Origin of the sequence: Variovorax sp. M-6 (assembly GCF_052114385.1) — a bacterium.
Classification (GTDB): Bacteria; Pseudomonadota; Gammaproteobacteria; order Burkholderiales; family Burkholderiaceae_C; genus Variovorax.
The window spans coordinates 169,215-182,365 of sequence record NZ_JBFREQ010000023.1 but is presented as its reverse complement, the minus strand read 5'-3'; the positions used below and the strand labels follow the sequence as shown (position 1 = coordinate 182,365).

Below are 13,151 nucleotides of genomic sequence, written 5' to 3'. Positions count from 1 at the left end.
TCAAACCGCCGTTTCCAGAACTTGTCGCTCCGCCACCTGACGCGCCCAGACCGCCTCGATCTGCTGCTCGATCAGTTCGCACATCCGGTCGTAGGCCACCCTGGCCCGTGAGAAGGTCTTGGAGTTCACCGATCCCCGCGGCAGATCGTAGACCGTGCCGAACTCCGCGCTCGCCGTCGCCGCGACCGCGGTCTTCGGGATCTCGATCGGCAGGACCTTGTCGCCATAGCCTTCGAGCACCCACTGGCGCACGACCGAGCTGGCGGTGTCCGACGCCTCGACGCGCGACAACAGGACGTCGATGAACTCGAAACTCTTGTCCTTGCCGCGGCTGCGAACCAACTGGTTGCACAAGTCCGAGAACAGGTCCCAGAACTGGGCCGAACTCGCGAAGTCCAGGGCCGACGGCGGCAGAGGCATGATCACGCCGTCCGCCGCCATCAGTGCATTGATGGTCACGTAGCTCAGCGAGGGCGGGGTGTCGATCACGATGACGTCGTACTCCTCGCGCGGCAGGTCCAGCCCGCGGTCCAGCACCCGCCAGAATTCGAAGCCCGGATCGCGGGCCTGGCGAGCCGGCAGGTGGAATTCAGCGCCGTAGAGCAGGGGCGCGGCGCACACCAGGTCGATGTTGGGCCAGTAGGTGGAACGGACTGCGTACTTCAGGTTTTCCTGGTCGCCGGTGAACAGCGACATTGCCGTGTGCTCGGTCTCGACCTCGGCATCCGGCAACACGCCGAACAGCGTCGTGGCGGAACCCTGGGGATCGAGGTCGACCAGCAGCACGCGGTGGCCGCGCATCGACAGGCCCTGCGCCAGCGTCACGGCGGACGTTGTCTTGGCCACGCCGCCCTTGAAGTTGGCCACGGTGATCGTGATGCCAGCCGCGCCTTCGGGCCGCAAGTGCTCGGAGCGCAACTCACGCGCCCAGCTTTGCGCCTCTGCCATGGTCCACTCGCGGCTATTGCCGTGGATTTCCCCTGCAGGCAAGTCGCCGCGTGTGAGCCGGTACGAGATCTTCGACTTGTCGACGCCGCACAGGTCCGCCAGTTGCACGGCCTTCAGGCTGGGTGCAGACTTCACGGCGGTGGGCGCCAGCATGGCCGAGCGGATGCGGTCCATCATTCCGGCGATCTTGTGCGCCTGTTGCTCGATGTCTTCCAGGTTCTGGCGTCGAATGGTTTGCTTGATGTCCACGGAATCTGCCTTGAAAGTTTGAGTGTCGTGCGATTATGCAGGGCACCGTGGAAAAAACGAAGAATGGTCGCGATATCAAGTGAAGACTTGGACGCTGTACCCGCTTTCTGTCCCTTTTCCTGGCTCTCTCCCGAGATTAAGAAAGAAACTTGAATAACTTCAAGAGATTAAGCGTCGGGACAACTCAAATTTCTTCAATTAAATCAAGGACTTAGGACAGATCTGGAGGTCCTTGTGTCCAGACTTTAATCGCTTGCGTCCAGCTTCTGATCGGATGCGTCCAGCCTTTGGTCGGAATCCGTCCGGCTCCTCATCGGCGTGCCGCTCAGCCTTATCCACAGCCGGATTCGGCCCGTTCGGTGGCCGTTCGACGCAAGTGTCCGGGTTTTAAGCGGGCTCCCGGGTCTCCTTGGAGCCTCTTGGGAGGGGGGCGCAGGCCCAATGTCCGGCTTTTAATCGCCTCGTCGCGACCCCGATTCGAGACCGTTCTTCGCAAACGTCCAGCTTTTAATCGGCCGTTTGGCGCGCCCTTGCCTGCCAAATGTCCAGAATTTGATCGGCCTCGTCGACCGCCGTCCGCCCTGGCTTGTGTCCAAACCCGGTTGGACATAAGATCGACACCGCAATGAGTCAACAGATCGCGGGAAATCCGGGCGACAAGCCGATCATGAGCCACGCCGTCGACGACGTGCTGGAGCTCAGGAAGCCGCACGAGATGATCGTGATGATGCCGCGCTCGGCCCGCGTGACCCTGACCGGGCGGCGCATCTACAGCGCGCTGCTGCAGGTGGCGCAGACCCGCCTGGTCGCCTTGCCCGGGATGCCCGCGGCCGACTTCATGTTCGAGGCCCCGCTGGCGGCCATTCTTCGCACCACGGGCTCCAGCGGCAGCGAGCGTACGGCGGCCAAGAAATACCTGATCGAGATGCGCAGCCTGGAGGTCGACTGGGAGTCGACCGCGCCGGGCGACGGCGTCAAGTGGCGGGGCTTCTCGATGCTGTCCGAAGTCGCGCTGGAACTCCGGCGCGGCGAGAACTGGGTCAGCTGGTCCTATCCGCCGACGATCATGGCCGCGCTCCGGGACCCGCAGCGCTGGGCCCGGATCGACCTCGACGTGCTCGCCAAGCTGGGCTCCTACACCGCGGTGGCGCTTTACGAGATCTGTGCGCGCTACCGCGAGAACCCCAGCGGCGTCACCAGCCGCAAGCCCGTGACCTGGTGGGTCGATGCCTTGAGCAACGGGCCCGGGCCCGAGCGGCGCGAATGGCGCAAGTTCAAGAACGAGCGGGTGAAGGACGCGGTGGCCGAGATCAACGCCGAAACCGATCTCGAGATCGACCTGATCGAGCACAAGCAGGGCAGGGTGATCACCGAGGTCCAGTTCGCCGTCCGCAAGAAGCGCCAGGCGCCGGCGCCGAGGCCGCTCTCGGGCGAGCCGGTGGACGCCACGCTGGTGCTGCGCGCCGAAACGCTGGGCATCCGGGAGATCAAGCTGGAAGGGCTGCTGAAGGAGTTCGGCGACGAGCGCGTGCGGGCCCAGATCGAAGTGCTCGAGCGCAGGGCCGCCAACAAGTCGCTGCGCACCATCGAGAACGCCTTTTCCTACCTCCGCTCGCTGCTGCGCAACGAGCCGGTGACCGAGGGCTCCGACACCCGAACCCGCGCCGACACGCCCGTGCCCGCGGCGCCGGAATCCGCGCCCGAGCCCGCCAGGCCGGCGCCGAACGTCGAAGGCGCGAACTGGCTGCGCGAGCAGATCGAGGCGATGAAGAAGGAAGTGGCGGCGCTCGAGCCCGCGCACCTCAAGCGCTGGGTCGATCAGGCGCTCCAGGACCTGGCCCGCAAGGGCGCGCTGAACGCGGTCATCAGCCGGCGCGCGGCACAGGGCGACGTGCTGCACGGGCTGCTGGGATCGGCCGTGGTGTACGCCTATGCGGACGCCACCTACGGCCCCGACTGGAAGGTCGATCGCCAGCTGTTCGACACCTTGCAATAGAGGCCGCGACGGGCAGGGAAGCGGGGCTTCCACCGCTTGCCACTTCTTCCATATGCACGATCTCGGATAAGCATCTGCCGAAACGGTCGTTCGCGTTTCGATGCCGGATCTGCACAATCGCGCTCCCATTCCGCGACGCCCGCTCGACGCGGCTCGTTTTCCCTTCATCCCCGGACTCCCGATGCGAGCCTCCGCATTCCTCAGGCTGGTCCTGACCCTGGCGCTGGCCGCCGCGCCCCTTTGGCCGGCCCAGGCCCAGACACAGGCCTGGCCGGCGCGGACCGTTCACATCACCGTGGCCAACACGCCCGGAAGCACGCCGGATGTGCTGGCGCGCTACATGGGCACACGCCTGTCCGAACGCTGGAACCAGTCGGTCGTGATCGACAACCGGGCCGGCGCCGGCGGCATCGTCGCCGCCGACGAGCTCTCGAAGGCCGCGCCCGATGGCCACGCGCTGCTGGTCGGCGCCGACGGGCCGATCACGATCCTTCCCAACCTGCAGCCCGGTCTGCCTTACGACGCGCTGCGCGACCTGGTGCCGGTGGCCTCGCTCGGCAAGATCGACTTCGTGCTGGTGGCGAATCCGAAGACCGGCTTCAAGACGCTGGGCGATTTCACGCGGGCTGCCGCGGCGCATCCCGGCAAGTACAACTACGCCTCGGCCGGCAACGGCAGCCCGCAGCAACTGGGCATGGAAATGCTCAAGCAGCGCGCGCGCATCCACGTGACGCACATTCCCTACCGCGGCGGACCGGTGGGCATGCAGGATGTCATCGCCGGCCAGGTCGACCTGATGTTCATTGCGATCGGTCCGGCGCTGCCGCACATCCGCAACGGCCGCCTGGTCGCGCTGGCGGTCGGCGGCGAAGAGCCGCAAGCCTTGCTGCCCGATGTGCCGACGGTGGCTGCCAGCTACCCCGGATTCCGCGCCGGCACCTGGTTCGGCCTGTTCGCGCCGGCCCGCACGCCGCAGTCCGTGGTGGACGCAATCGCGCAGGACGCCGTTCGCATCGTGCGCGATCCGGCTGCGCGTGCCGACCTGGCCGCCCAGGGTGTGCAGGTCACCGGGCTCTCGGCGCAGCCCTTCGCACGCGAAGTAGGCGCCGAGTACGCGCGCTACGCCCAGATCGTCAAGACGGTCGGTATCCGGGCCGACTGAGCGGCGCAAGGGGGCGTGGCGCCGTTGCTCGCGGGGGAGGGCGCGCTCATGCGCTTATGCCCAGGGCATATAAGCAGCCTTCTATTGCGTCGTTCCCCTCGGCGCTGCGAGCCGCGATACTTGCGGACTTTGCGGTGCCGCTGCATCCGCCTGCTTCGGCAGGGCATGCCCGGCCGATCCCCGTCCATGACATCCACTTCCCTGGCCGAGCCCCAGCCCCGGCCGCCTCTGATCCGACTCGAGTCGGTGCAGAAATCCTTCGTTCTTCCCGGTGGCGAGGTCTTCGACGCCGTGCGTTCGCTCTCGCTCGACATCCATGAAGGCGATGTGTTCGGCCTGATCGGCAAGAGCGGTGCCGGCAAGTCGACGTTGCTGCGCCTCATCAACCTGCTCGAGCGTCCCGATGCCGGCAAGGTCTTCGTGGGCGGTCGCGACCTGACCACGCTGTCGCGCCGAGAACTGCGCGACACGCGGCAGAACATCGGCATGATCTTCCAGCAGTTCAACCTGATCCAGAACGCGACCGTGTTCGACAACGTCGCCTTCCCGCTCAAGATCCACGGCCGCCATTCGCGCGAGCAGATCCAGGCCCGCGTGCGCGAGTGCCTCGACCTGGTCGGGCTGGCCGAGAAGATCGACAGCTACCCGGCGCAGCTCTCGGGCGGCCAGAAGCAGCGCGTGGCCATCGCGCGCGCATTGGCGCCGCGGCCCCAGGTGCTGCTGTGCGACGAGCCCACCTCGGCGCTCGACAGCGAGACCACGCGCTCGCTGCTCGAGACCCTGCGCGACATCAACCTGAAGCTCGGCGTGACGATCGTCATCGTCACCCACGAGCTGTCGGTGGTCGAGGTGCTGTGCCGCCAGGTCGCGATCCTCGAGCAGGGGCGCCTGGTCGAGCAGTTCGAGGTCGACGCGCCGGCCACCGAGCGCGCGACCGCGCTGGGCCGCGAGATCGACGCGCTGGTCCGGCGCCGCGAGCGCGATGCGCGCGAAGCGCTCGAGGCCCAGGCCGCTTCTTCCATCCAACGCCATGCAGGCACCCAGGAGCTGGCCCATGCCTGAGAACATCGTCGCCATCCTCCCCGAGCTCGGACTCGCCATCGCCCAGACCTTCATGATGCTGGGCATCGGCCTCACGGCCGCGCTCGTGATCGGCGGGCCGCTCGGCGTGCTGCTGTTCCTGCTCGGCCCCGGCCAGTCGCTGGAACACAAGCCGACCTTCCTGATCCTCAACTGGATCGTGAACACCGTGCGCTCCTTTCCCTTCATCATCCTGCTGGTGGCGCTGGTGCCGTTCACGCGCGTGATCGCGGGCACCTCGATCGGGCCGCTGGCGGCCGCAGTGCCGCTGTCGGTGGCCGCCATTCCGTACCTTGCGCGGCTGGTCGACCAGTGCCTGCGCGAAGTGCCGCGCGGCGTGATCGAGGCTGCGCACGCGATGGGCGCCTCGGAGCTGCAGATCATCTGGCGCGTGCTGGTCGTCGAGGCCCGCTCGGGCCTGGTGCTGGCCTTCACCGTGCTGGCCGTGAGCTTCCTGTCGTACTCGGCGATCGCCGGCGTGGTCGGCGGCGGCGGCATCGGCGACCTTGCGATCCGCTACGGCTACTACCGCTTCCAGACCGACGTGATGGTGCTCACCGTGGCGCTGCTGGTGGTGCTGGTGCAGATCATCCAGTTCGTCGGCAACACCGCCGCCCGCCGCCTGGACAAAAGGTGACCCCCCGAAGCGCCTGCGGCGCCTCCCCCTCAGGGGGCGATACCAGCGGCCCGGCAAAGCCGGTTCCGCGGTATCCCTGGCCTTGGGCTGCGTCGGTTCCTTCCATTGCGCGCTGAAGCTCGGTGCGCATCGAATCGTTTCTTCACTGTTGTTGACTGCTCCCATGAAAACATCTCTCGTCCGCCGTTCCGTCCTCGCACTCTCCGTGCTCGCCCTGTCGCTCGGCGGCCTCTCGCTGGAAGCCCATGCCCAGGCCGCCGCCAAGAAGGAACTGGTGATCGGCGGCACTGCCGGCTCCAACATCGACCAGCTCAAGGCCGGCATCGTGCCGATCCTCGAAAAGAAGGGCTACAAGGTCAAGCTGGTCGAGTTCAACGACTACGTGCAGCCGAACCAGGCGCTCGCGCAAGGCTCGCTCGATGCCAATTTCTTCCAGCACCGGGTCTACCTGCAGAAGTTCGCGGCCGACCAGAAGCTCGACATCGTCGAGCTGGTGCAGGGCCCGATCGCGCCGCTGGGCGTCTACGCGACCAAGCGCAAGACGCTGGCCGAGGTCAAGGACGGCGACCGCTTCACGCTGCCCAACGACCCGAGCAACCTGGCGCGCGCGCTGGTGCTGCTGGAGCAGAACAAGCTGATCACGCTGAAGCCCGGCATCGATCCGCTGCGCGCCTCCGAGAAGGACATCGCCGAGAACCCGCGCAAGCTGAAGTTCATCCCGCTCGAGGCGGCGCAGCTGCCGCGCTCGCTGGGTGACACCGAGTACGCGATCATCAACGGCAACTTCGCGATGTCCTCGGGCCTCAAGCTCACCGAGGCCGTGGTGCTCGAGAAGACGCCGGACCACTACCTCAATGTGGTCGCGGTCAAGCGCGCCGACAAGGACACGCCGTGGGCCAAGGACATCGTCGAGGCCTACCACTCGAAGGACTTCCGCACCGTGGTCGACAGCAAGTTCCCGGGCTACGCGAAGCCGACCTTCCTGCAGTAAGCGGCGTTGAAACCGGCGAAGCGGCGCGCGCGCCCTTCGCCCGGTGAAGCGCATTCCAGATCCGATTCGCGCCGAGTCCCTCCTCGAGCGCAGCCCCGGGGCCCTGGACATCCAGGCGTCCGCACGGAAGCTCCCCCGGCCGCCTGCCGACGGGCAGGGACGGCCTCGAAGCCATCTCGTTTGGCCTATGGTCATGCAAAGCAAAAAGGTCTAGTCTTCGCGCCGCCGCGTCTGTACGCGGGCGATCCGCAGCTCAGGGCCGCGCGCCCGGCTCCGACAACGACAACAAGGGCCCGCGGGCCCCCGAGGAGACACGATGACATCCAAAGGTCTGGCGGCCGCATGGGCCGTGTGTGCAGTACTGCTGGCTTCCTGTGGCGGGGGCAGCGGTGGCGGAGGGTCCGGAGCGGGCGTCAGTGCCGGCACGGGCAGTGCGAAAGTCAGCGCCGAGAGCGACACCGCGCAGCAGGCGAAGGTGCAGAACGACAAGGAGAACGGCAACAGCGTGCGTCTGCGCGTGCTGTCGAGCGCGCCCGAGTACGTTTCGGGCGGCGATGCGCGCATCGAGGTGCGCGCCGCGCCGGGCCTGCGCGACAAGCTGGAGTTGTGGCTCAACGGCACGCGCGTCGACGTGACGCTCGCCGAAACCGCGGCCGGCCTCGAAGGCGTGATCAGCGGCCTGAAGGTGGGGGCCAACACGCTGGAGGTCCGCCATCGGAGCGGCAATGGCCAGCCGCGCGACCGACTCACGCTGACCAACTACCCGATCACGGGCCCGATGTTCACCGGGCCGCAGCAGACGCCCTTCGTCTGCACCACGATCCAGGGAGCGGTGGGCAGGCAGCCGCTGGTGGACAGCGCCTCGCCGCCGGGCTACCCGGTGCGCGATGCCCAGAGCACCCTGCTGGGCTACAGCCGCGACTGCTCGATCGCTACCTTCGTGAGCTACCAGTACCGCAGCACGGCGGGCGGGCTCATGCCGCTGCCGGCCGACGGCTCGCGGCCGTCCGACATGGCCAAGGCGACCCTGGCGGACGGGCGCACGGTGGACTTCGTCGTGCGGCGCGAGATCGGCAGCATCAACCGCTTCCTCTACAGCATCGCGATGCTCGCGCCCATGCCGGCGGCCGACAACCGCACGCAGACCGACACCTCGCTGTGGAACGGCAAGCTGCTGTACTGGTTCCAGGGCGGCGTGGCCATCGGCCACAGCCAGGGCACGGTGCATGGCGGCTCGATGAACCTCGACGTGCTCGGCCGCGGCTGGGCCATCGTGCACTCCAGCGGCAACAACACCGGCACGCACTACAACATGAACCTGGCCGGCGAGACCGCGATGATGACCAAGGAGCGCTTCATCGAGCGCTACGGCGTGCCGGTCTACACCGTCGGCCTGGGCGGCTCGGGCGGCGCGATCCAGCAGTACATGATCGCGCAGAACAACCCCGGCGTGCTCGACGGCCTGCTGCCTGTGCAGAGCTACCCCGACATGGTCACGCAGACCATCCACGTGGGTGACTGCGAACTGCTGGAGCACTACATGGACGCGACCGACCGCACCAACGGCAAGTGGCGCGTGACCAAGAACCGCAGCTGGCTGGTGGGCATGAATGCCGAGGAGAACCCCGACGGCGGGCCGAACACGCGCGTGAACGATGCGCTCGCGCCGCTGAAGATCGCGCTGGGCTACAGCACCGCCAAGGGCTCGACCGAATGCGTGCCGGCCTGGCGCGGCCTCACGCCGCTGGCGATGAACCCCTGGTACGGTCAGGCCCCCAACCAGCAGATGTACGAGCCGCAGAGCGACATCGCGGCCATCCGCTGGACCCACTACGACGACCTGCGCAACGTCTACGGCGTGGACGCCAACGGCGCGGCCCGGCCGACCTGGGACAACGTGGGCGTGCAGTACGGCCTCAAGTCCTTGCGGGCGGGCCACATCACGATGGACGAGTTCGTGCACCTGAACTGGAACGTGGGCGGCTGGAAGCATCCGAGCGACATGGTGCAGGAAGGCTTCCCCTTCTTCGGCACGACGCAGGCCGAGATCAGCAAGGCGCTGACCCAGCCCGGCTATTTCGACCCCTGGAGCCGGCGCAACATGCGGCTGGCCGCGGCCGATGCGCCGGCGCCGCGCACGGCGGGCGACCCGATCGCGATGCGGGCGGCCTACACATCGGGCCATGTATTCACGGGGCGGCTGGACGTCCCGGCCATCGATCACCGCCAGTACATGGAGCGCGAGCTGGACATGCACAACAGCCACCAGTCCTTCGCCGTGCGCCAGCGCGTGCTGCAGAAGATGGGCCACAGCGACAACCTGGTCGTGTGGTTCACCAACACCGTGCCCGGTACGCCCAAGGCCAGCCAGTCGATGCAAGCACTCGACGTGATGGACCAGTGGCTCGCGAACATGCGCAGGAACCCCGCGAGCGGCATCGCGGGGAACAAGCCGGCCGAGGCGGTGGATGCCTGCTTCGACCTGCAGGGCCAGCGCATGAGCGCGGGGGCCGGCGTGTGGGGCGGCATCCTGGACAGCCAGCCCGTGGGCGCGTGCACGCAGGCCTTCCCGCTCTACGGCACGGCGCGCACCGTGGCCGGTGCGCCCATCGAGGGCGGCATCTACCGCTGCGCGCTCAAGCCGCTGGACCAGGCCCTGGCTGATGGCACCTATGGCAATTCGGCGCCCAGTGCGCAGCAAGTCGAGCAGCTCAAGCGCATTTTCCCCGAGGGGGTGTGCGACTACACGCGAGCGGACCAGGCGCGGCCCGCTGCCGGGTGAGCGATGCGGAATCGCCGGGCGCCGGGGACGCGCCTGCCGCCGTCCGCGCTTCGACTCGGGCGGTCCGGTTGCAGATCTCTTCGGACCGGACGCGTTTGGGCTTCCGTCCGAAGTGGGCTGCGACGTTGCGGGACTGACGAGCGCGCTGGGCGAGCGCCGTGCCCCCTTCACTTGTTCCCGAGAATCCACATCACGAGCGTGCGAGCCTCCGATTCCGGGATCTGAGGATTCCCCGGCATGGGGACCGGCCCCCACACGCCAGAACCGCCCTTCTGCACGACCGCGACCAGCGCGTCGACGGCTTTGGGATTTCCGGCGTACTTGGCCTTGATGGCATCGAAGGAAGGTCCGACCAGCTTCTGCGCCTGGGCATGACAGGACATGCAGGCGTACTTTTGCGCAAGGGCTTGGTCAGCTGGCTCCCCATGCGCTGCGTTCGCCAGCAGTACGGTCAGAGCAAGGAATGAAGGCAGAGAGATCGTAGGAGACATGGTGCACCTGTGAAAGTTGGCCGGATCACATACTCTGACGGCAATCTCCCATTCATTGCCTGACGTAGGCTTTCAGGTTCTTGCAGGCGCTCTCGAACATCAATTCGAAATACAACTTCGACAGCGGCCCGCCCAGACTGATCGCGAGATGCGGCTCCATCGCAACGCGGTAGGTGAAGCGGGTCTTGCCCGGTTCGATCTCTTCGAGCTGGTAGTCCTCCGCCAATGCGTGGGCGAGCGGCATGGAGGTGCCGGTCGCGTAGAACGCCATGCGGCGGTCCGGTTCCCAGATGAAGAAATGTTCGTCGATGTTGGCAGCGGCCAGCGACGCGGTGCGCGTGCTTCCGACGCCATACGGTTTCTCACTGGTCCAGACCACCTTGTGGATGGCATGGAACCAATGGGGCCAGGACTCGCCGTCCTCGAAGATGGCGAACACCTTGGATGCGGGTGCATCGAGATCGACGACGTTCCTGAATTGCATGGGCGCCGTATCGAAGAACGACGCATCGACGGGGCGACATTCAAAATGCATGCGAGCCTCCATCTATCGGCAAAGGGATCGGTCAGGTCGGCTGCGGGGCCGACGATCCGAGGCAGAGCAGGGCTACGCGCGTGGCCCGATACGGCCATTCTGTGAGCAACGGGTCGGGCGGCGTATCCCGGCGGCCACCTAGTCCACGTACGTGGCCGCCCGGCTGGATTGGCCGCACCAGGCTGCACGGACGGCCCGTCAGGCCCATCAGGCAAGCGGCGCAGCCTCCGTCCACAAGCACGCCGGCGCGCAAGGCATGATCCCTATTCCGCCCACCACTCTTCCACAATCCGCATGCGCACCATCGGCCTCATCGGCGGCATGAGCTGGGAATCCAGCAGCGAGTACTACCGCCTCATCAACCAGCAGGTGCGCGATCGCCTCGGGCCGCTGCGCTCGGCGCAGCTGCTGATGCACAGCGTCGACTTCGGCCCGATCGAACGGGCCCAGCACGAGGGCCGCTGGGACGATGCCGGCGCCATCCTCGAAGACGCCGCGCGCCGGCTCCACGCCGGTGGCGCGGAGTGCATCGTGCTGTGCACCAACACCATGCACAAGCTGGCCGGTCGCATCCAGGCCGCGACGCCGCTGCCCTTCATCCACATTGCCGATCCGGTCGGTGCCGCCGCTGCCCGCCACAGCCTGCGCCGCGTGGGCCTGCTCGGCACCGCCTTCACCATGGAGCAGGGCTTCATGAAGGACCGGCTGGCGCAGCGGCATGGGCTGGAGGTGCTGGTGCCCGAGGCCGACGAGCGCGCCGCCGTGCACCGGATCATCTACGACGAGCTGTGCGTCGGCATCGTCGACGATGCCTCGCGCGACACCTACCGCCGCGTGATCGCCTCGCTGCAGGCCCGCGGCGCCGAGGCCATCGTGCTCGGCTGCACCGAGATCTCGCTGCTGGTCAAGGCCGGGGACAGTGCCCTGCCGCTGCTGGACAGCACCGCGCTGCATGCCGCTGCCGCGGTCGATTTCGCGCTGGCAGCTTAGGCGCGCGGAGGCCGCCGGCGATATTCGGAATGCGATGAAGGCTGCGCCTTTTTCTTCGTTTCCAGCCAGGCCCCGGACCCCAAGAATCGTGTGCTTCCCGATGTCCTGGAGCACACGCACATGCTGCACCGCCTTGCTTTCATTCGCCTCTGCGCCGCGCTGCTGCTGGCGCCCCTTCTTGCGGCGGCCGCGCCGGCCGCCGGCGAGCCGGTCTGGTTCGGCGTCAGCGGCCCGCTGACCGGGCAGAACGCGCAATACGGCGCGCAGTGGAAGGCCGGCTTCGACCTCGCGCTCGACGACATCAACGCCAGGGGCGGCATCCATGGCCGGCCGCTGGCCTACGTCTTCGAGGACAGCCAGAGCGACCCGCGCCAGGCGGTCGGCCTGGCCCAGAAGTTCGTCAACGACAAGCGCATCCAGATCGAGCTGGGCGACTTCTCGAGCCCGGCCTCGATGGCGGCCTCGCCGATCTACCAGCGCGCCGGCCTGGTGCAGCTCGGCTTCACCAACTCGCATCCGGACTTCACCAAGGGCGGCGACTACATCTGGAGTCCGTCGGTCAGCCAGGCCGATGCGCAGCCGCTGCTGGCCGAGCTGGCCGTCAAGACGCTGGGCTTCAAGCGCGTCGCGGTGCTGTTCCTCAACACCGACTGGGGCCGCACCAGCCGCGATGTGTTCGTGAAGGCGGCCGAGGCGCGCGGTGCGCAGGTGGTCGTCGCCGAGGGCTACCAGCCCGACGAGAAGGACTTTCGCTCGACCCTGGTGCGCGTACGCGACGCCAACCCCGACGGCCTGGTGCTGATCTCTTACTACCCGGACGGCGCGCTGATTGCCGGCCAGGTGCGCAATGTCGGGCTCAAGCAGCCGATTGCGGCCAGCGGCTCGGTCTACTCGCCCAAATTTATCGAGCTGGGCGGCGCTGCGGTCAACGGCATCTACACCAACACCGCCTTCTTCCCCGAAGAGCCGCGCGCCGAGGTGCAGGACTTCGTCAAGCGCTTCCGCGCCAAATATGGCAAGGAGCCCGACGCCTTCAACGCCTATGCCTACGACGCCGTGCAACTGGCCGCCGCGGCACTCAACGAAGCCGGCGCCAACGCCGACCGCAAGGCCGTGCGCGACGCGTTCTACAAGATCAGGGACGTGCCCAGCGTGGTCTTCGGCAAGGCCAACTTCGATCCGCAGACTCGGCGCGTCATCGGCGTGAAGAGCATCGACCTGGTGGTGAGGGACGGCAAGTGGGCGCTCGGCGACGCCAGGGCCGCCGTGGCCTCGGCCCGTTGACCGTTG

The 13,151-nt window shown here is 67.3% G+C and carries 11 protein-coding genes; 8 read left to right on the top strand and 3 right to left on the bottom strand.

The window, feature by feature from the left end; genetic code table 11:
• On the bottom strand, nucleotides 1–1,197 hold the full coding sequence (locus AB4Z46_RS23925; protein ID WP_442286035.1) for a ParA family protein: 1,197 nt from the start codon (nucleotides 1,195–1,197) through the stop codon (nucleotides 1–3).
• Nucleotides 1,198–1,822: 625 nt separating this feature from the next.
• Here AB4Z46_RS23925 and AB4Z46_RS23920 point away from each other — a divergent pair.
• The 6 genes from AB4Z46_RS23920 to AB4Z46_RS23895 all read left to right on the top strand — a co-directional run bounded on the left by AB4Z46_RS23920 (nucleotide 1,823) and on the right by AB4Z46_RS23895 (nucleotide 9,845).
• Nucleotides 1,823–3,193: a replication initiation protein gene (locus AB4Z46_RS23920; protein WP_442286034.1), complete on the top strand. Its 1,371-nt coding sequence runs from the start codon at nucleotides 1,823–1,825 to the stop codon at nucleotides 3,191–3,193.
• Between the two features lie 181 nt (nucleotides 3,194–3,374).
• Nucleotides 3,375–4,355, top strand: a complete 981-nt coding sequence (locus AB4Z46_RS23915) for a Bug family tripartite tricarboxylate transporter substrate binding protein (RefSeq protein ID WP_442286033.1) — start codon at nucleotides 3,375–3,377, stop codon at nucleotides 4,353–4,355.
• Between the two features lie 186 nt (nucleotides 4,356–4,541).
• Nucleotides 4,542–5,417 (top strand): methionine ABC transporter ATP-binding protein, encoded by an 876-nt coding sequence (locus tag AB4Z46_RS23910; RefSeq protein ID WP_442286032.1) that lies wholly within the window; start codon nucleotides 4,542–4,544, stop codon nucleotides 5,415–5,417.
• The gene (locus AB4Z46_RS23905) at nucleotides 5,410–6,072 is read left to right on the top strand and encodes a methionine ABC transporter permease (protein ID WP_442286031.1); all 663 of its coding nucleotides are present in this window, start codon (nucleotides 5,410–5,412) and stop codon (nucleotides 6,070–6,072) included. The genes AB4Z46_RS23910 and AB4Z46_RS23905 overlap by 8 nt, the downstream gene beginning before the upstream one ends.
• Before the next feature lie 163 nt (nucleotides 6,073–6,235).
• Entirely contained in the window at nucleotides 6,236–7,063 is an 828-nt protein-coding gene (locus tag AB4Z46_RS23900; protein WP_442286030.1) for a MetQ/NlpA family ABC transporter substrate-binding protein, read from the top strand.
• Nucleotides 7,064–7,379: 316 nt separating this feature from the next.
• Nucleotides 7,380–9,845 carry a DUF6351 family protein gene (locus AB4Z46_RS23895; RefSeq protein WP_442286029.1) on the top strand — a complete coding sequence of 822 codons (2,466 nt, stop codon included), beginning with the start codon at nucleotides 7,380–7,382 and terminating at the stop codon, nucleotides 9,843–9,845.
• 167 nt (nucleotides 9,846–10,012) lie between these two features.
• Here AB4Z46_RS23895 and AB4Z46_RS23890 read toward each other — a convergent pair whose 3' ends face one another.
• Complete coding sequence (locus tag AB4Z46_RS23890; protein ID WP_442286028.1) at nucleotides 10,013–10,336, bottom strand: c-type cytochrome; 324 nt, start codon at nucleotides 10,334–10,336, stop codon at nucleotides 10,013–10,015.
• A gap of 52 nt (nucleotides 10,337–10,388) precedes the next feature.
• Nucleotides 10,389–10,883, bottom strand: coding sequence for an SRPBCC family protein (locus AB4Z46_RS23885; RefSeq protein WP_442286027.1), 495 nt, complete (start codon nucleotides 10,881–10,883; stop codon nucleotides 10,389–10,391).
• A 282-nt stretch (nucleotides 10,884–11,165) separates the two neighbouring features.
• Here AB4Z46_RS23885 and AB4Z46_RS23880 point away from each other — a divergent pair, with 282 nt between their 5' ends.
• Entirely contained in the window at nucleotides 11,166–11,861 is a 696-nt protein-coding gene (locus AB4Z46_RS23880) for an aspartate/glutamate racemase family protein (protein ID WP_442286026.1), read from the top strand.
• A 120-nt stretch (nucleotides 11,862–11,981) separates the two neighbouring features.
• Nucleotides 11,982–13,145, top strand: a complete 1,164-nt coding sequence (locus AB4Z46_RS23875) for an ABC transporter substrate-binding protein (RefSeq protein ID WP_442286025.1) — start codon at nucleotides 11,982–11,984, stop codon at nucleotides 13,143–13,145.
• The last annotated feature ends 6 nt before the right edge of the window (nucleotides 13,146–13,151 follow it).